The organism is Microbacterium sp. SORGH_AS_0969 (assembly GCF_030818255.1).
In the GTDB taxonomy this organism is placed as follows: Bacteria; Actinomycetota; Actinomycetes; order Actinomycetales; family Microbacteriaceae; genus Microbacterium.
This window is the reverse complement of sequence record NZ_JAUTAG010000001.1, coordinates 2,060,407-2,078,383: the sequence shown is the minus strand read 5'-3', so window position 1 is coordinate 2,078,383 and position 17,977 is coordinate 2,060,407. Positions and strand designations below refer to the sequence as shown.

The following is a 17,977-nucleotide window of genomic DNA, read 5'->3' as shown; positions in this document are numbered from 1 at the left end:
AAGGCACTGAAGCCGAGTGCAATAGTCGTAAATCCCGGCACGCATCCCGAGCCGCGCGCATTAGCGATTGGCTTATCCAGGCACGGATATCGCGTTGCCTACTTCACAGGCTCACAGTTTGACGGACGATCGACTACTGGCAAGATGCTCAAATTGATCTCTCAGTCTGCCTACGATGCGCGTGTCCTACCACCATCTTTCTGTGAGGAGATCGAGGTACGAACGAAGGGATTCGCGCTTGAGTTGATATTTCAACTGCTTTCCCGCGTCAAGTCAGGGTGGAGCAAGAGGCTCATGGTGACGCGTTCGCGATACGTCTCCGCAAGGGCTGCCGCGTACGTCCGAGCCCTATCAACGCCCCCGAAGTATGTCGTCTCTCAGCAGACCGCTGGCGCGCGTGTATTCATGTGTTCCGGCGAGTCGACACGCGTCTTGATGCAACCGATTGCGAGCCAGCGTTGGCTTGAAGGAGAACTAGCCAAGGAAGCAAGCCGCAACCCTAGCTGGTCACACGCGCTTCAGGGACTGGACCGCGATCGTGAGCAGTTAGCCGACATGGCAATTGAGATGCAGCTGGCTGACGTATTCATCGCTGGGAGCCATCTCGTACGTCGATCTCTTGAAGCTGATGGGCTTGGTCCTACAATCGTCCAACATTACGGAGTCGACGATAGAGTACAGCGCGCTCCCGTCATGCGGCGTCCGGAGATTGACGATTCTCCAATCAGGCTCCTCTTCGTGGGTCAAGTTAATCAGCGTAAAGGCATCAGCTATCTGCTTGAGGCGATGCGTCAACTTGAAGGACTCGCGACTCTAAAAATTGTAGGACGCGGGTCAGATCTGACGCTGCGCTCGATTTTGAGTCTCGGTCTGAAGAACGTCTCTCTCACAGGGCCGTTCAGCACCGAACGCGTTTTGGTCGAGTATCAGAAGAGCCATTTGCTCGTGCTACCAAGCCTTGCGGAGGGTTTCTCACTTGTTGTCCCTGAGGCAATGTCTACAGGGCTGCCATGCATCGTCTCAGAGCACGCAGGCTCTCACGAGATCGTTACCCACGGTCGTGACGGTTTTGTCGTTCCTATCGCAGACTCGGCCGCTATCGTAAGTTGCGTCCACGAAATTCGCAGGAGACCTGATCTGCTTGCCCAGATGTCCGAGGCAGCGGCAAGAAAGGGACGCACACTGACCTGGGACCGATTCGGGGAAGCCGCAGCTTACGAGCTCGTCACTGAGCGTTAATTCGCTGGGGCTAACGACCGATCACCGACGTCGAGCCGAACCAGCCGTTCCGAGCCAGCGCTTTGCGCCGCGCCCGCTCCAACGGCCCTACGGTAGCCGGAACCCGTTGGAGTAGCGCTCGGAGCGAGGCTGGTGATTGAGGAGCCAGCACGTAACCCGCTCAGCCCCCACTCGATCCAGGACCTGGTGTCGCGGAGATCACCCTCGCTCGGCCGAATCCCGGATGAAGCGCTAACAGGTCGAACGACAGGGTTATATTGCAGTATGCACGTCGTCATTGCGTACCGACGAGTACTGGCCCGAGACGTTAGCCCGCGCGAGAGTGCGGATCGCCCCGCAGAGATGTCGCCACAGCGGTCGGTCCCACTGTCTTCAGTTCGAAGCGCCGATAGGGGCCTGTACGGCACACGCCAGATCGATGATCTCCTTCCAGAAGCTGAACTGCGTTGCACAGCGTGAGCGCCATGACGCTTGGTCGGGAGATCCTGCGCGACGCGGCGGATTCGAGTACCTGATCGAACCGATCCCCGACCAGCGTCAGGACGACCGTCCCGGCCGTCTGCGGCCCCGGTCGAGTTTGGGACAGTGATCAGCAACTCCCCGGCCCTCGATAGGTGAAGTCTTGCCACCTGTTCGCGGAGGAATACCGCCGTACCGATTACTCACTGACCTCTTGTCGTAAGCCCAGCGGCGCTTCGGCCTCATTGGCGGGCACATCCGTGGCCTTCGCGAGCGCGAATGCGGCGACAAGAAGCATGTACACAGCGACTGAGTCTTGCGGCGGCTGCGCGAGCAGGATCGTCAGGTAAAGCACAGAAACCATAGCCACCGGGACCTGCCGTCGGCTTAGAACTAACGGGGCTACAAAGGCGAGTGAAACGAACAAAAAGTATGGCCACCCATTTGGGGCCGTTGCTGCGACGAGGCCAATTCCGTCGTTCGCCACGCCAGTCGGTGAGCCCAGAGACAGGGAAGCTAGAGCTCGAAAGCCGAGTTGCATAACAGAACTTCGCTCGTCCAACGAAAGCGCGTTGACATCACTTTTCGCTAACAAACCCACCACGGGCGCGAAGAGAGCGACCCAAACTGCCGCGGCGACCACCATGGTACCAATCAAAAGACGCGAGAATATGATTCCTCGCGAGTCGCCGCTCCGAAATCGGAAGAAAACCTCGTACGCGACTACAACCACAAAAATGCCAAATCCGGCGGTCGAAAGCGTACACACAAGGCCAACGGCGAGCACCAGATAGCCCCACCAACGTGGCCTTCCGACCCATCGCCAAGCCACCGCTGCAAACGCGATATACATTCCCATCCAGCCGGGTTCACGCCCGAGTCCGCCAAATCGAGGCATCAGAACGCCGGACACCCACACACTACCTATCGACGGAGTGAACGGGAACAGCACTGTCGCCGTCCATTGCCCCGTGAAGAAGCTGAATATCACGATTTGCACACCCAATGCCCAAAGAATAGCAGTGACGCAACAGGATGCGCAAAAAAGAATTATTGCACCGACGAATATCCTGATGAACTGGACTACGCGCGGAGCGCTCGAGAAAACTATCGAAGCCGCCAGTACCACTATCAAGAGAATCAACGTGGCCCTCGGATCGGCGACCTGGCCTGTATCACCTCTCCGGAAAAGCAGCCAAGACTGCGCAGCGCCCAGGAGAACGACGATCGGCAGCGACATCCGGGAAAAGCGAACGTCTTGGTCCTCAAAGACCGCCAAGATTGCAGCGATAACTGCCAGGACTACAGAGGCGGTGGTGAAGAGTTCACCGAGCACACTCGGACGGCTGGTGAGCAATGCCGCGAACATCAAGACAGGTGCGAGCGAGACAGACCGGCGACGGCCAGCCTGCTGCACCAAAGGTGGGCCCCATGTCATAGCGCTAGGTACGCACGTAATCGGTCACACCCGCGACTCTATCGCGTCTCGCTGACCCCCAGGAAGGCGGCAGAGATCTGATGGCAATCGGACGCGCATTGCACGCCGCCGGAGGCCATTGAGCGGCGCACGAAGACGGCCCAGGGTCTACTAAAGCGAGGTACTCCGCCGAGCCGTTGCGCACTTCGAGCGTCTCCGCCGAACGACGGGTGCCTTATCCGCGGAACGATGGATTGCACAAAAACCCCGTGCGGTGTCGGTAAAGGACCTGGGACCAGAACTGGCTTCCGCCCATCCCGACCCTCCGCACCCTCGTTGTGCGCCTGACACTCAGCGGGCCGCGAGCGGAGTCCAGAACCAAATCGCAGCGTGAGTTACGCTTTGAAGCACGCCAGACATGCGCGAACTGCCCAAGCTCGCACTCTCGAGGGGAATCATGCAGTTCACCCAATACCTTCGCACTGCCCGAAAGAACTGGCTGGTGATTCTGGTCGCGACCCTCGTCGGCCTTGCACTCGCCACCACATACTCGCTCACGCGGACACCGCTATACCAGTCGGTCACCACAGTATTCGTATCGACTCAAGACGCCAGCACGCCAGCCGAATTGCAGCAGGGCTCCATTTTCGCCCAGGGTCGCGTCAAAACATATATCGAGCTTCTGAACACTCCGGCCGTCCTCGGTCCCGTAATCCATCGTCTGGAACTTGCAACCACGCCTGACCAACTCGCGCGGAACATCCGAGCGACCGCCACGCTGAATTCGACACTGATTGATATATACGTAGTCGACACAAGTGCCGAGCAAGCGGCCCAGATCGCAAACTCCGTCGCAGCGAGCCTTGCCGCAGTAGTTCAGGGGCTCGAGCCGGAGGCGTCGGACGGGACTAGCCGGGTGCAGATCACACAGGTGAGAGCGGCGCAGCCAGAACCCAAACCTGCCAGTCCCAACACGCCGATAAACCTTTCCCTTGGCGCAATCATCGGCATCGTGTCAGGCTTTGTAGCCGCGTCTACGCGGCGCAAGCTCGACATCCGAATCCGGGGCGCACAAGACGTAGAAAAGATTCTTCGCGCCCCACGTATCGGCGATATAACACCCGATCCGGACTCGGCCGACCGCCCCATTCTTGTTCACGCTGATACCGCCAGTGCCCGAGCCGAGTCCTTCCGCACCTTGCGAACGAATCTCCAATTCATACACGCCTCGGAAAATGCGAGTTTCGTAATTACGAGTTCCCTGCCGAACGAGGGCAAGTCCACTACCGCGATCAATCTCGCCATAGTGCTAGCCGACGCAGGAAAGCGCGTCGCGCTGATCGACGCCGACTTGAGACGGCCAAAGGTCTCAGACTATCTCTCTATAGAAGCGGGAACCGGGCTAACTGATCTCCTTATCGGTCGAGCTACAATTGACGACGTTGTATCGCAATGGGGCACACGCAGCCTCTATGTAATTCCGGCCGGTCGAGTGCCACCTAACCCCAGCGAGCTGCTCGGGTCGGACTCCATGAACGCGCTTATTCGACAACTCGAGGAAGACTTCGACGTCGTGCTGTGTGACGCCCCTCCATTGCTTCCTGTAACCGACGCCGCGTTACTTTCCCGCACTGCGGGGAGCGCGATAGTCGTCGTCTCAAGCAGAGCCACACGGTATCAACTCGTTCTCGCGAGGGAGGCTTTGCGTGCAGTCGGTGCACAAACTTCCGGATTTGTAATGACCATGAACCCTCGTCGTAGCCAGGGAGGACCTCCTCGGTCGGCGTATAAGCAAGCCGGCAGCCTGAGGAGAAAGGAGCCGCGAGCATCGCATCAATAGAACATGAGCTCACAATCACTGTTCATCAAGACGCGCCGCACGGAACACTCAGATATCTCTACCTAGCTCATAATTGGCATTCGGCCATACCGAGGGCCACCGCGTCATCGCCTACGCAAAGAATGTGCCCGTTAGCAAAAGCGCGAGAAACGATAGATTGTAGGTGATGTGAACAATCACAGCGCCCCAGATCCGTCCACTCAGTAGGACAAGCAGCGAGCACGTGAGCGCAAAAACGAAGAGCTGGACACCATCCACCAGGGATAGAGATCCGTTAATTGCGTGGACCATAACGAACATTCCACCGGAAAATAGCAGAGCAGAGAACGCGGCCGCTAGATTGCCAACCGCTGGCTTAAGTACGATGTATGTCGAAACTAGGACTACCCCGCGAAAGAAGAATTCCTCGACAAGAGGTGCTATCAGCCCGGCGGGCAGCGCTTGCTGCAACCACCATCCCTGCGGAAGTTCGCCATCTAATGTCGCAATGGTCGGAAATGGAATGCCCGCACTGCCGGACATCCACCCCTGAAGCAACCGAAGCACGACGCCGAGAATCAACCCCCAAAGAAGATCGACGCCGCGCAGCTTTAGGAGACCACGTGGCCTAGCGCGTGTCAATGCGAACGCCACGGCCGCGGCCATGCCGGACCACAGGATTACTGAAGAGAGGAGAGAATTCGATGCGACGACGAGTCGGTTGGCAGCGCCCCCGAACACAATTCCAACCCCCAACCCCATGAGCGCTACGGAAAGCACGACGGCGTCCCAGCGGCGACGTCGGTCGCCGCCCCTGCGCCAGTCCAACCGCACACGCCTGCGCACGCCGCCTCGCCCGGGCGCGTTGACTTCCCGCTCACTATGCGACGGATGGCGCCTTCGATCGAACGCCACGTCATTTCCGCTGGATTCATCAGGCACGAAGCAAAACTACCTGCTGAGATCGCGTCACATGGGCCCGGATTCGTTGCCGTTAGCCGCCGAGCATTGGGGCACAAGCACGCGGACCTCTCCAGTTGTGGCGCTGCCAGGAGACTTTGAGCTCTCGGATGACCGCACTGTCTCGGACGGTCAGTCAACGTCGCCGCTACGAAAAGTTGCGCTGCGGGCCGCATCGCTGAGGGCGTGTCTGACAATGCCTTTGTCCATGCGATGACGGTGTCGAGGATCACGGCGGCGCAGTAGGTGGCGGCGTGTTCGTCGAAGAGGTTACCGAGGCCCCACCATTGCTTGGTGTGGCAGTAGCGGCGCTCGGGCTAGTCGACGCGGTCCCCGACGCCCGAGCCCCTGGTGACCCAGCGTTTCGCCCGGTTCTGACCCTTCACGCAGCACATTTGCTCAGGCAAGAAGTGGGGCTTGGACATCACGCCAACCTCGATCCATGGATTCTGGTCCCACGAGGGGCACACGAACTACACCATCGTTGCGACAGACGGCACGCTGTGGAGCTTCCAGGACGCACATGAGCGGAGGTCGGGTGGGCACGACGTCACCAAACGCGCGCTTGACCGCCTGCAGCCCCAGTACTTTGTCGGACGGTCTGGCACCCCCTTCGCCGCAGCGAAAAAGCTACTCGAACGGTTACCGTACATGTACTTCTGGGCGCTGCTGCAGTGCGTGCCCATCGATAACCAACTCCCTCCCCCTCTGGGAGCGGCACGTTTGCAGATCGCCCCGACCGCCACGCTGCTGCGCTGGGCGGATCTGCCAATCTTGCCGACACGCTCATGCGATGCTCGCGTTCCTGGCCACGTTGGTGACGATCGTCGGTTCGCTGTACGCCGGTGGCTCCTTACTTGTTGAGCAGAACCGCCTGAGGGAACAGCGCCTGAGACTTCGACTTCAGGCGACCGTCGTCGACCGGACGGTGGCGAGGGCGCCTGCAGAAGCGCGACACCGCGGCGTGGGCGGCTCGTACAATCCCTATGCCGAGGAGAGTGCGTTTCGGGCGTTGCTACTCGAGGCGAACGGCGTCGACAGCCTCCCCGCCTCATACTCCGGCATCCCACTTTTGCGGGGATGTCGGGTGTGCTGGTAAGCCGCGGAGAACATCGACGGCAGACCGTCCCGATCGTCACCCCAACGGTCGACTCTTTCGAGCCATAGCTGTCAGCGGAGGACGAGGATCGAGCCCGGCACGCTCGCCGAAGGCAGTGGTGTGCCGACATGGAGTGATGCGCCTAGCACCTGTCTGACATTGCTTTTCCGTGCGATAACGGCGTTGAGGACCACGGCGGCGCGGTAGGTGATGCGTGTTTGTCGGAGCGGGTAGCGAGGCCGCGCCATTGCTTGGGATGGCAGGAGCGGCGCTCGGTCACGTTGCGGTTCTTGTAATCGGCGGCTTCGAGCCCGACGGGTCCGCGGCCGCGTGACCCGCGACGCTTGCGGTGACCGATCTGGTCGTCGAGCTCGGAGATCACCGCCCTGATCCCGCGGGAGCGGGGGTGCCCGCGGATCGCGCGTGATGAGTACGCCTTGTCAGCGCGGACCGCGTCCGGACGAGTTCGTGGCCGACCAACAGCGCGGCTGACTCGTAGGTGCGCCCTAATCGGCAGGAACATCGGTGAGTCACCGGCCCGCCCCGGCGTAATCAGTGTGACAAGCAGCAGCCCATTGCCGTCGATGAGCTGATAGATGTTTGCCACCAGCCCGCCGCGCGAGCGGCCGATGCCACTATCAGGCGGCTCGATCAGCGGATTCGTGTAGTTCGCCTCAGCCCCCCTGTGGCGCGAGTGGTGTTCGTCGCGTGCTGATGCGCGCGGGCGACGGTCGAGTCCACCGACAGTGACCAATTGATCAATCCCGCCGCATCGGGCACGGCTGAGAGCCTCGCCTGCACCTTGTCCCAGCTGCCGGCGGCGGCCATCCGGTGACGCCACGTCCACACCGTCTGCCCCGGCCCGAACACCTCCGGTAAGTCCCGCTATGCGATCGCGCACCATTACCGATAGATGATCGCCTCGACCATCAGCCGAGCGCCAGAGAAGTTCCGCCCCGGCGGCCCCGTCGGCGCGGCAACATGTCCTCGATCAATGGTTACTGAGCACCGAAAGCAACCGAAACCGAGACACCCGTCGAGACTCCCAGCCCGAGCCGCCAACCTTTGTCAGACGCACCCGAGTTTTCCCCATGCATTGGTCGGACGGGTTGTCGGTTCCTTGGCGGTCAATCTGTCACCGCTTCCAGCCGAGTAATAGGTGCGCTGAGGGCTGTGGCAGACTGTGCTCAATTGCGCAGCGTAACCCTTGAGCTGGCGCGTGTCTTCGGAAGGCAGCATGGAGCTCAGCGAAATCGTTCGAATCCTCCGCAAGAACTGGGTGGCACTAGCACTCTTCACTGTCGTCGGCCTCGGCGTAATGGCGGGCTATGCCTTCACGAGAACACCCGTCTACGAGTCGTCGAGCACCGTGTTCGTGTCGACCCAAGCGGGAAGTACAGCGGCAGAGTTGCAGCAGGGCTCAAGCTTCACTCAGGCACGGATAAACACCTACGTAGGCCTCGTGACCACACCCGCAGTTCTTGAACCTGTGATCAAAGACCTCGGGCTTGCAACCACCCCAGATGCACTCCGAAAGAACGTCGCAGCCACAGCGACGCCCAACTCGACGCTCATTACCGTCACCGTGTCGGACATCGATGCAGAGCGGGCCGCCTCGATAGCCAATTCGGTAGCCGCGAGCCTCTCGACCGTTGTGCCGGAGCTCGAGCCTGAGTCGAGTGACGGGTCTAGCCCCGTACGCATTAGTCGAGTCAGCGCAGCTCAAGCCGCACTCAGCCCTGCCAGCCCGAACATCTCACTCAGTCTAGTGATTGGGGCAGTCGTGGGACTCGTTATCGGCGGCGTCTTCGCCGCCGCACGTACGCTACTGGACAATCGCGTTCGCACTCCGCGTGACGCGCAGCAAATCACCAAAGCGCCGAGTATCGGTGCCGTCGCTTTCGACGCCAGAGCGAAAGAGCGCCCGCTCATCGTTCATGTAGACCCGCTGAGCCCGCGCGCGGAATCCTTTCGCGCGCTCAGAACAAACTTGCAGTTCCTTGACATGGGCGGGCGAGCGAGCTTTGTCATTACGAGCTCAATACCTAGCGAAGGCAAGTCGACCACGACGATCAACCTCGCTATCGCCTTAGCGGACGCGGGAAAACGTGTCGCTCTGCTTGACACCGACCTTCGCAAGCCTAAGGTCGCTGAATATCTCAGTGTCGAGGGCGGCGCGGGCCTCACGGATGTTCTCATCGGAAGAGCGAAAGTGAACGAGGTGATGTTGCCCTGGGGAGGACGGAGCCTGTACGTCCTGCCCGCAGGGAAGATTCCTCCGAACCCGAGTGAACTCCTCGGCTCTAAGCAGATGAATGTGCTGCTCGAGATGCTCGAGCGGGATTTTGACGTCGTTCTTTGCGACGCCCCGCCCTTACTGCCCGTCACAGACGCTGCCATCCTGGCGAAAGCGACCAGCGGCGCCTTGATGGTCGTCTCGGCCGGGCGGACGACCCGCCATCAGCTAACGCTCGCGACCGAAGCGCTAAACACCGTTGGGGCAAAGCTCGCGGGATTTGTGATGTCGATGGTGCCGACCCGCGGACCGGACTCATACTACGCGTCGTACGGTTACGGTTATGGCTACGCATACGTGCAAGAACCTGCCCGGGGAGTGAGCGGCGCTGGCGCGCCCGCAAAACGGCGTGACCGCTCAGCGTCCTCCGAGGCAACTGCGGGCCAACCGAAGTCGGGATACGCTGGATCGAGCACACGTCGCACAGCAAGGCGGAGCAAGCTCGAGGACGAGCGCTGAGTGCGCGAAAGACGGCTCGGGAAGTCGGGCGAGTGACAGTCGACGACTTTCAAGGCTCTATTCCCTGCAAGTCGCCCTAGGTCCCACCAAGAAGCGAAGTTTTGCATTTAAGGGCACAGTTATGACCGCGCACTCACTTCCGCCTCTGGCTCGCAGGGCGGGACGTCTGTTCAACTGGATACTCGTCGGTTTCCTGGTGACTTGCACCCTTCTGGCTCTTTGGGTCGGAGTTCGAGGGGCGATTGCATATAAAATCCTCTCTTCCATCCAATCCCAGGCGCAGCAGGCGATTGCGACTGCAGCAAAGGACCCGTCCTCCGCAGTGCCGACGTTGGCGAGTCTCGCATCAGATGCACGAACGGCCCACGAACTCACGTCGGACCCCTTGTGGGGGCTGGCAGCTCGGACGCCTTGGGCTGGGCCTCAGCTCGCCGCACTCGCTTCAGTCGCTGAGGCCTCCGATAGCCTCGTGCGCCTAAGCCTCCTGCCTCTTGCCACAGCCGCGGGCGGGATCTCGATCGACGCTTTAACGCCCGATGACGGCCGCGTCAACGCAGGCGCGCTCGTTGGTCTGCAAGTCCCCGCGCAGAATGCTGCCTCTCAAGCGAACTCAGCTGCAGCCGCGGTGAGGGGCATCGACCGAACCCCACTCGTCGGCGTCGTATCGTCGGCTGTCCAGCAGGCGGGCGACCTCTTTGGTCAGGTTGCGAGCTCAGTCGACGGCTTGTCCAGAGCGTCGCAGCTGCTACCTGTCATGCTGGGTCAAAACGGTCCTCGCGAGTACCTCTTGCTCGTTCAGAACAACGCTGAATGGCGTTCGCTGGGTGGGATTACTGGCACAGCCATTCTGCTTAAGGTCGACAACGGGTCGATCGCCCTTGACGGCACTCAGTCCGCGACGGCCCTCACGAAGGAAGGAACCCAGCCGTCGATCGAGCTTCCCGCTGAGGTAACGGACATCTACGGGACGAAGCCGATTCGCTACTTTCACAACCTGACACAAATCCCTGACTTCTCGGTCGACGGGCCGATTGCGCAGTCAATCTATGCCGAAAAGACGGGCGTGAATGTTGACGGCGTCTTTGCCGTCGACCCCGTCGTGTTGTCCTACCTCCTTACCGCCACAGGTCCGGTCGCGCTGCCGACGGGCGATGTGCTCGACTCGAAGAACGCAGCGTCGTTCCTCCTAAACGACGTCTACAAGAAGTACCCAGAGCCAGCCGCGCAGGATGCTGTATTCGCGGGAGCCGCGGGCGCAGTCTTCCAGGGCCTTCTTGACGGAAAAGGTTCAGCAAATGCGATGATGTCAGCTCTGGCGCGAGCCGGTGCCGAGCATCGCTTCTACATGTGGAGCGCTGACCCCGCAGAACAAGCAGTGATCGACGGAACGACGATCGCCGGCCCGCTCCCCGTCACGGACGAGCGCACTGCGCGCTTCGGCGTGTACCTGAACGACGGAACCGGCTCAAAAATGAGCTATTACGTGCGGCCGGACGTTTCCCTTACATGGGGGGCATGCGGCTCAGCCAAGGTCGTTGGCCAGCGCGACATTTCCCTCAGCCTCACGCTGACGAGCAACGCACCCTCGGACGCCGCAACCTCTCTGCCCTGGTACATCACAGGTGGCGGGTTGTATGGGACACCCCCCGGAATCGCCAAGGTCATCCCGAACGTCTACCTTCCCGAAGGCTTCGAGTTGGTGTCCGCCCAAGCGTCTGACGGGGGAACGTTCACGGAGGCCGAATACCAGGGCCGACGTGTGCTCACGTTCAGCACCGACCTTTCGCCAGGAGCATCCACAACATTCACGGTGAACGTTCGCGGGACCTCGACAGCCACCGAGGCTCAAGCTTTCGTGACGCCGACCGCTGACGCGTCTCTCAGCCCCACCGTGACTGCAGCTTGCGGCCCGGGCTCTTGAGTGCACGGCGAACGTTCGTCGTCTGAAACATCGAAAGCAATGCAGCGTGAATGCGGTGTTCGCATTGAAATGTATCGCCGTGTCGCACACCGTTCACACGATGGAAACCGTTACGGTTTGCATTCCTGCGGACACCTAGGGAATACTCAGTAGGGACTCAGCTACACCACACCGCCTCATTCTCGTCCCCTCACGCAGCACCGACGGATACGGGGAACGAGCGGAACCTACAAAACCACCGTTTAGGTCTTGAAAGCAGGCTCTCATGAAGCGTCGTCTCACTACGGCGGTTGCCTCGGCATCTGTCGCCGCCGCGCTGCTCCTCGCCGCGCCCGTCGCCGCGCAGGCGTACGTTCCCACCGGCCCCAACACCGTCACGATCACCGTTACCTCGAACGGCCCCGTTCCGGTTTCCGGCTTCCAGCCCGGCACCGAAGTGACGTTCACGCTCGTCGGCCGCGGTGTCACCGGTGCGAACATCGCCACCGCGAACCTCCCCGTCACCTCGGCATCGGTCACCAAGACCGCCGACTCGTCGGGCGCTGCGACTGCGGTCGTCACTCTTCCCGCTAACCCCAGTGGCCCGTACACCCTCGCTGCGAGCGGCGCTCGTGCCGACGGCAGCGGCGGCGCCGGCTCCGGCTCGAACCCGGGCGGCGGCACCGCTCTCCCGGCGACCGGTGTCAACGGTGAGTCGCTCATGGGCATCTACATCGGTGGCGGCGCGCTCGTGCTCGCCGGTGCGACCGGCGCGGTCGCCGCGAAGGTTCGTCGCAACCGCGCCGAGAACATGGCGTAAGCGCACACGCAGCAACGAGTGAGGCCCCGTCGACTTCGGTCGACGGGGCCTCACTCGTTGCGTCACCGACGCGGGTCACCCAACGACGAAGTCCCCGACCCTCGTCACCCCGTCCGACAGGTACACCGGCACCACGACCGCCCGACCAGCGCGCTCTTCCTGCCACCGCAAGGCCTCTTCGGGCGACGTGAAGTTCTGGCTCGAGCCCGTGGCATCCGCCAACTCGTCAGCATCGACGTAGCCCTGACGGCCGTTCGTCGCGACGACAGCGATGAGGTCGGGCTCCTCCCCCGCGCCCGCCGAGCCATAGGTCTGGCCGCGATCGTTCACCGCGAGCGGCACGGGCTCCGCGTCGAGATAGGTCGCCGTGAGACGCCACCTCTCGCCGGCATCCGACGACACGACAACCTCGGCACCGACCGCGTCGAGGGGCACGTCGATCCACGACACCGCACCGTCAGGGTGCGCCACGAAGTCGTCCGCGGTGCACGTCACCGATCCCGCGGGAAAAGTGAAGGTGCCCGGCGTGAGGCAGCGCAGCTCGAGGCGGACGTGGTTCGCGGCGTCGGGGCGAGGCGGCAGAGACAGCATGCCGTCGCCCGTGCCCTCAGCGGTCACCGGAGCACCCAGCTCGCTGACGGCCATGCCGCCGGGGAGAGTCCAGAGCTCGGCCGTCGCCGCCGTTGCCCCCGCGGCGAGCACGATCGCCCCCGCCCCCGCGATGACGAACAGCTTCGCGCGGCTGCGCCGCTGCGGGAGCTTCGTCTGCGCGACGAGCTGGCGATGCAGGCCCGCGCGGAAGACGGGATCGATGCGCGGTGCGTTCATGCGGAATCCTCCTCGCGTGTGGCATCCGGGACGAGATCGCGGAGCTTCGCTCGCGCGCGAGAGAGGCGAGCACGCGCCGCCGCGGCGCTGAGACCCACCACCACCGCGGCTTCGTCAGCGCGATAGCCCTCGAGGTGCACGAGCATCACGAGCTGTCGATCGACCGCGCCGAGCGGTGCGAGGAGCGCACGAGCGTTCTCATCGGCGAAGACCTCGTCCTCGGCGGAGCTCGCGTCCGCCGAGCGGGGCAGGGTGTCGAGAAGACGCCGATAGCGAGCCGACGAGCGCTGAAGGTTGCGCAGCGCGTTCGTCGTCGTCGCGAGAAGCCACGGCAGCGGCGACCCGTCGACGACACGCACCGCGTCACGCCGGCGCCAGAGTTCGAAGAAGGCCACGGCCGTGGCATCCTCGGCATCCCGTCGATCGGATGCCAATCGCGCGGCGTGACGGAACACGCGGTCGACGTGCCGCTCGTAGAGCTCGCTCAGCGCTCGTTCATCGCCGTCGGCGGCGACGCGGCGCCACAACCCGGCTTCGTCCATACCCGGGAATGTCCGGCCGACCGTCTCGTGTGACATTCCGGTCGAAAGAAAAGCTGCGTCAGCGCGCAGTCGACTTCTTCTTCTTGCCGGACTTGGCGGGTTTGTCGTCGTCCTCGTCCGCCGGCTTCTCGGGCTCGGCCGCGGCCTTCTCTTTCGCCTTGCGCTTCGCCTGCGAGGCGAGGCGTGCGAGGTCGACCATGCGCAGGGCGTCCATGCGCGCGCGTCGCATCGTGGCGTAATCGGGATCGGCGTCGGCGGTCATACCCTCGACGTCGAGGCGCTGGCGGAGGTTCGCCTCGACGTCTCCCCAGGCCGCCATCCGCGCCGCGGCGACCAGGGACTCCACGCGCGCCGGATCGTCGGCAAGGGCGCGCAGTTCTTTCGCGACCCCACGCGACTGGTTCGCTCGACGACGGAGGTTGCGCGTATCGCGGTCGCGGTAATCGTGAGTGCCCGAGGAGTCGGAGAAACGACCCCACGCGCGCTTGCGCTGGTGCGTCACCCGTTCGGCGGCCTGGTCTTGCTCATCGGCGAGAGCCCGAAGGGTCTGGCGCGCGAAGTCGGCGAAGACCTCGCTGTCGAACTGCCCGCCCCGGGCGATCGTCTCGACGAGGATGCGGTTGCGCACCGTGAGCCGTGCCGCCGCCGTCGCGATCGACAGCCCCTCGGCAATGGCATCCTTTGTGCGACCCACGAAACCCTCCCCTCCCAGGTTATCTGTCGGGGCGTTCGAACGAGCCGGTCGGGCTATCCGAGCTTGGCCACGATCGCGTCGATCCGGCGGGCGCGCGTGTCGGTCGCTTTGGCTCCCTCGACGTTCGTCACATGAGCCTTGCGGGCGCTCGGGGACAGCGCATCGAATGCTTCGCGCACACCCGCCTCGGCGAGGGCCGCCGCGAGGTCGGCGGGCACCTCGACCGTGCGCGGCGCGGTGTCGAGCTGGAGGTCGACGGTGATGGCATCCCCTCCCGAGAGGCCCGTCGCGGCACGCTTGTCGGACGAGAACGGGATGAGCATCTTGCCTGCCATGACGCCGATCGTGCTCGAGTACACGTAGCCGTTCACGTCGACGATGACGGCGGCGCGCTTTCCTCCGCCTAGCGCATCGACGACCTCGGGCGGGACCTCGATGCCGGTGTTGTTGCCCATCTGCGACAGCGTCGTCTCGAACTTCATGAGCCGAGTGTGGCAGAGCGACTTGGTACGTGAACAGCGTGTGAAATGCAATCCCCTGAGGAGGCGCCCCGCCGGTTCGTATGGTGACCTATGTAACGGAGGGCCTCGGAGAGTACTCGGGGGCCTTCTGTCGTTTCCGGAGACCGGCGTGTTCCGCAGCCGCTTGTACCGGAGAACGCCGGGTCGCGCAAAGCCCAATCCGAACCGCTCATTGTCTCCGAAGATGTGGGGAAGGCGGCCACGAGGTCGCTGCTAACTCACTGGGAGGTTCACCATGAGCTCTTCACCTAACCGCCTCGTGGCCACGATCTTCGGGGCCGTGTACCTGCTCGTCGGTCTGCTCGGCTTCGCCGTGACCGGCGGCGTGGGCTTCATCGCGACCCAGGGCGGACTGCTCCTGGGGATCTTCGAGGTCAACCCGCTGCACAACATCGCGCACCTCCTCATCGGTGGAGCCCTTCTCGTGGCCGGTCTCGCGAACGCCCGCGCCGCCAAGGGCGTCAACACCACCGTCGGTGCCGTCTACCTGCTGCTCGGTATCGTCGGCTTCTTCCTGACCGGCACCTCGGCGAACATCCTCGCGCTGAACGTCCCCGACCACTTCCTGCACCTCGCCAGCGCCGTCGTGCTCCTGGGTGTCGGCCTCGGCACCGAGCGCAACGTCCCCCGCACTGCGGCGGTCTGAGCATGACAGCTGCGACCTTCGTGCGGTCGTGGCCCTCTGTATCCGCGTGGGGGGCCGGACTCATCACCGCCGCCCTCGGCGCGGGTGCGATCACCCGTCCCGGTTCCGAGGCCGTCGCCATCGGCCTCGGAACCGGCCTGGTGGCCCTCGGGCTCGCCGCCCTGGCGTGGGGCGGCGTCGTCCTGTGGGCTGGACGCCTGGTCACTCCTGGCTCTGCCCTCGGCGGCAGCCTCGTCGCGCTCTTCGGCGTCGCGGCGATGCTGTTCGTCGTCCCGGCGCACACCAGTGTGCTCGCGGTGGCTGCGGCATCCCTGCTTCTCGTCATCGTCGGCGCGAGCGCCGCCGTGCATCTGCGCCGTCGGCGCCGCGTCGCTCATCCCGAGCGGACCGCGCAGCCCATGAGCGTCGTGGGCCTGCTGGTCGCCGCCGCGGTCATCGCGGTCGTCGTGACCCCCGCGCTGGGTGCGACGCAGAACGCCGTCCTGCTGCGCGACGACGGCACGGTGCCGGTCATCTCGCACGAGGGACACTGACTCTCTCGATGCCGCGACACCTCGGCGCCCGTCGTGCGCGGCGGTGGCACGCTGGAGAGGTGAGCGACTCCCCCTCCCCCGTTCCCGACTGGATCGCGTCGCTGCGGGGAAAGCTGCTCGTCGCCCTCGCCGGAGACCCGACCGGTATGGCCCCCTACGTGCGGGCGATCGCCGAGGGCGACGACGCCGGGTACTTCGTCGAGAACGGTCCCGCGTGGACGGTCCATGCCGGAATGGGGACCCTGGTCGCCGGCATCCGGGCCCTTCTGCTCCAAGCGCTGCACCCGGGTGCTCTCGCCGGGGTGCACGACTGGTCGCGGTACCGCGAGGATCCGATCGGGCGTCTCACCGGCACCGTCCGCTGGGTCATCACGCTCACCTACGGTTCACGGACACAGGCGGATGCCGAGACCGCACGAGTCGGCCGGTTCCACCAGCGCGTGAAAGGCGAGTACCGCGCCGGCGACGGAAGCGAGCGCGCGTACTCAGCCGAGGCGCCCGACCTCGTGCGCTGGGTGCACCTCGCCTTCACCGACGCGTTCCTGTCGGGGCACGAGGTGTCGCGGAAGCCGATCCCGGGCGGAGCGGATGCGTACGTCGCCGACTGGGCGACCGCGGGGCGGCTCATGCACGTCGTCGATCCGCCCCTCACGCGCGCGGCGCTGCGCGCAGAGATCGACGGCTTCTACGAACGCGGTGAGCTGCGGGGCGGCGAGCGGGTCGACGATGTGGTGCGGTTTCTGCGTAAGCCCCCGTTCCGCGGATCGATGGGGCTCGCCTACCGGGTGCTGTTCGCCGCGGCGGTGGCCACGATCCCCCGCCGGTACCGCGCGATGCTCGGCGTGCGGCGTTGGCCGCTACCGGTACTGACCCTGACGCGCGTGATCCTGCGGGTGACTGAGCGGGCGCTCGGCTCGGGTCCGCGCGCGCAGGACATGGCACGGCAGAGGTTGCGGCGCCTGGGGGTGTGAGGCGGGGCCCGGTTGCGGGCGATGGGCGTGCGAAACTCCTGACGTTTCGCCCGTTCGACGCCACGGTGGCCGCGGGAGGGGGCTATGGCATCCATTTCTCCGGAGTTCGGCACGCTGCACCGGCCCGAGCTCGCACTGCCGCGCGCCGACCCCGGGCCCACCGCGCCGTCGTAGCCTGGAAGGACCGGAGGTGCCCATGAGCGACGACCCACGCCAGTCGGCCGAGCGCTACCGGGTCGACCGGCAGCTGCGCGAGAGCGGACTCGAGCCCGAGCCTCGAGCGACCGGCCCGGAGCGCGGGTCGACCGCGGCGGAGCGGGCCGCGTACGTCGAAACGTCGATCCAGCAGGCGATCCGCCGCGGAGAGTTCGACAACCTGCCCGGCGCCGGCAAACCCCTCCCCGACCTGGGCGGGACGCACGACCCCGACTGGTGGATCCGGCGCAAGATCGAGGCGGAACAGCTCACCGGTCTCGGTCCGCCCGCCCTGACGCTGCGCGTCGAATACGCCGAGCGCGCCGAGCGAATGGATGCCATCGCCCGAGAGCCTGACGTGCGTGAGGCGCTGCACGACTTCAACCGGCGCGTCATCGAGGCGCGTCGTCAGCTGCAGGGCGGGCCGCCCGTGGTGACCCCGACCGTCGACGTCGAATCCGAGGTGGCGGCCTGGGCGGAACGGCGGCGTGCGCGGGAGGAAGCGGCGGCGGTCGCGCCGGTGGCGCGGCGGCGGTGGTTCCGGCGGGGGCGCTCCGGCACAGGTGGCTGAGCCTGTTG

15 protein-coding genes and 1 pseudogene are annotated in these 17,977 nt (G+C 64.0%); 9 read left to right on the top strand and 7 right to left on the bottom strand.

Going from position 1 to position 17,977, the window contains the following annotated elements; all coding sequences use genetic code 11:
• Nucleotides 1-435 precede the first annotated feature (435 nt).
• Entirely contained in the window at nucleotides 436-1,239 is an 804-nt protein-coding gene (locus tag QE388_RS09580) for a glycosyltransferase family 4 protein (RefSeq protein WP_307387105.1), read from the top strand.
• A 658-nt stretch (nucleotides 1,240-1,897) separates the two neighbouring features.
• Here QE388_RS09580 and QE388_RS09575 read toward each other — a convergent pair.
• Nucleotides 1,898-3,118, bottom strand: coding sequence for a hypothetical protein (locus QE388_RS09575; RefSeq protein ID WP_307384981.1), 1,221 nt, complete (start codon nucleotides 3,116-3,118; stop codon nucleotides 1,898-1,900).
• 415 nt (nucleotides 3,119-3,533) lie between these two features.
• Here QE388_RS09575 and QE388_RS09570 point away from each other — a divergent pair, with 415 nt between their 5' ends.
• Nucleotides 3,534-4,955, top strand: coding sequence for a polysaccharide biosynthesis tyrosine autokinase (locus tag QE388_RS09570; RefSeq protein WP_307384980.1), 1,422 nt, complete (start codon nucleotides 3,534-3,536; stop codon nucleotides 4,953-4,955).
• A gap of 111 nt (nucleotides 4,956-5,066) precedes the next feature.
• On the opposite strand, the gene QE388_RS09565 is transcribed toward QE388_RS09570, so the two are convergent.
• Both QE388_RS09565 and QE388_RS09560 read right to left on the bottom strand, forming a co-directional pair.
• A complete protein-coding gene (locus QE388_RS09565; protein WP_307384979.1) occupies nucleotides 5,067-5,876 on the bottom strand; it encodes a CPBP family intramembrane glutamic endopeptidase in 810 nt (269 codons plus the stop codon).
• Between the two features lie 1,287 nt (nucleotides 5,877-7,163).
• A pseudogene (locus QE388_RS09560) lies at nucleotides 7,164-8,026 on the bottom strand (IS5 family transposase); the annotation flags it as partial.
• A gap of 204 nt (nucleotides 8,027-8,230) precedes the next feature.
• Between QE388_RS09560 and QE388_RS09555 the strand changes: the two are divergent.
• From QE388_RS09555 to QE388_RS09545, 3 genes are all read left to right on the top strand, one after another.
• Nucleotides 8,231-9,748 carry a polysaccharide biosynthesis tyrosine autokinase gene (locus QE388_RS09555; protein WP_307384978.1) on the top strand — a complete coding sequence of 506 codons (1,518 nt, stop codon included), beginning with the start codon at nucleotides 8,231-8,233 and terminating at the stop codon, nucleotides 9,746-9,748.
• A 469-nt stretch (nucleotides 9,749-10,217) separates the two neighbouring features.
• Nucleotides 10,218-11,669, top strand: coding sequence for a DUF4012 domain-containing protein (locus tag QE388_RS09550; RefSeq protein WP_307384977.1), 1,452 nt, complete (start codon nucleotides 10,218-10,220; stop codon nucleotides 11,667-11,669).
• Nucleotides 11,670-11,934: 265 nt separating this feature from the next.
• The gene (locus tag QE388_RS09545; protein ID WP_307384976.1) at nucleotides 11,935-12,468 is read left to right on the top strand and encodes a hypothetical protein; all 534 of its coding nucleotides are present in this window, start codon (nucleotides 11,935-11,937) and stop codon (nucleotides 12,466-12,468) included.
• 75 nt (nucleotides 12,469-12,543) lie between these two features.
• Here QE388_RS09545 and QE388_RS09540 read toward each other — a convergent pair whose 3' ends face one another.
• Genes QE388_RS09540 through QE388_RS09525 form a run of 4 tightly spaced genes read right to left on the bottom strand, consistent with a single transcriptional unit; the run spans nucleotide 12,544 to nucleotide 15,014 of the window.
• Nucleotides 12,544-13,296, bottom strand: coding sequence for a hypothetical protein (locus QE388_RS09540; RefSeq protein ID WP_307384975.1), 753 nt, complete (start codon nucleotides 13,294-13,296; stop codon nucleotides 12,544-12,546).
• The gene (locus QE388_RS09535) at nucleotides 13,293-13,838 is read right to left on the bottom strand and encodes an RNA polymerase sigma factor (protein ID WP_307384974.1); all 546 of its coding nucleotides are present in this window, start codon (nucleotides 13,836-13,838) and stop codon (nucleotides 13,293-13,295) included. Before QE388_RS09535 ends, QE388_RS09540 begins: the two co-directional genes overlap by 4 nt.
• 58 nt (nucleotides 13,839-13,896) lie before the next feature.
• Nucleotides 13,897-14,532 carry an asparagine synthase gene (locus tag QE388_RS09530; protein ID WP_307384973.1) on the bottom strand — a complete coding sequence of 212 codons (636 nt, stop codon included), beginning with the start codon at nucleotides 14,530-14,532 and terminating at the stop codon, nucleotides 13,897-13,899.
• Nucleotides 14,533-14,585: 53 nt separating this feature from the next.
• Entirely contained in the window at nucleotides 14,586-15,014 is a 429-nt protein-coding gene (locus QE388_RS09525) for a YdeI/OmpD-associated family protein (RefSeq protein ID WP_307384972.1), read from the bottom strand.
• Between the two features lie 274 nt (nucleotides 15,015-15,288).
• Between QE388_RS09525 and QE388_RS09520 the strand changes: the two genes are divergently transcribed.
• The 4 genes from QE388_RS09520 (at nucleotide 15,289) to QE388_RS09505 (ending at nucleotide 17,969) form a co-directional block, all read left to right on the top strand.
• The gene (locus tag QE388_RS09520) at nucleotides 15,289-15,699 is read left to right on the top strand and encodes a DUF4383 domain-containing protein (RefSeq protein ID WP_275798070.1); all 411 of its coding nucleotides are present in this window, start codon (nucleotides 15,289-15,291) and stop codon (nucleotides 15,697-15,699) included.
• A 2-nt stretch (nucleotides 15,700-15,701) separates the two neighbouring features.
• Nucleotides 15,702-16,232 (top strand): hypothetical protein, encoded by a 531-nt coding sequence (locus QE388_RS09515; protein WP_307384970.1) that lies wholly within the window; start codon nucleotides 15,702-15,704, stop codon nucleotides 16,230-16,232.
• Between the two features lie 59 nt (nucleotides 16,233-16,291).
• Nucleotides 16,292-17,203 carry an oxygenase MpaB family protein gene (locus QE388_RS09510; protein ID WP_307384969.1) on the top strand — a complete coding sequence of 304 codons (912 nt, stop codon included), beginning with the start codon at nucleotides 16,292-16,294 and terminating at the stop codon, nucleotides 17,201-17,203.
• Nucleotides 17,204-17,399: 196 nt separating this feature from the next.
• On the top strand, nucleotides 17,400-17,969 hold the full coding sequence (locus QE388_RS09505; protein ID WP_307384968.1) for a DUF1992 domain-containing protein: 570 nt from the start codon (nucleotides 17,400-17,402) through the stop codon (nucleotides 17,967-17,969).
• Nucleotides 17,970-17,977 lie beyond the last annotated feature (8 nt).

Excerpts from the sequence above, each read along its gene's own strand:
- QE388_RS09580 (WP_307387105.1), top strand. The coding sequence starts at position 436 with ATGCAACCGATTGCGAGCCAGCGTTGGCTTGAAGGAGAACTAGCCAAG.
- QE388_RS09570 (WP_307384980.1), top strand. The coding sequence starts at position 3,534 with ATGCGCGAACTGCCCAAGCTCGCACTCTCGAGGGGAATCATGCAGTTC.
- QE388_RS09555 (WP_307384978.1), top strand. The coding sequence starts at position 8,231 with ATGGAGCTCAGCGAAATCGTTCGAATCCTCCGCAAGAACTGGGTGGCA.
- QE388_RS09545 (WP_307384976.1), top strand. The coding sequence starts at position 11,935 with ATGAAGCGTCGTCTCACTACGGCGGTTGCCTCGGCATCTGTCGCCGCC.
- QE388_RS09540 (WP_307384975.1), bottom strand. The coding sequence starts at position 13,296 with ATGAACGCACCGCGCATCGATCCCGTCTTCCGCGCGGGCCTGCATCGC.
- QE388_RS09535 (WP_307384974.1), bottom strand. The coding sequence starts at position 13,838 with ATGGACGAAGCCGGGTTGTGGCGCCGCGTCGCCGCCGACGGCGATGAA.
- QE388_RS09525 (WP_307384972.1), bottom strand. The coding sequence starts at position 15,014 with ATGAAGTTCGAGACGACGCTGTCGCAGATGGGCAACAACACCGGCATC.
- QE388_RS09520 (WP_275798070.1), top strand. The coding sequence starts at position 15,289 with ATGAGCTCTTCACCTAACCGCCTCGTGGCCACGATCTTCGGGGCCGTG.
- QE388_RS09515 (WP_307384970.1), top strand. The coding sequence starts at position 15,702 with ATGACAGCTGCGACCTTCGTGCGGTCGTGGCCCTCTGTATCCGCGTGG.
- QE388_RS09505 (WP_307384968.1), top strand. The coding sequence starts at position 17,400 with ATGAGCGACGACCCACGCCAGTCGGCCGAGCGCTACCGGGTCGACCGG.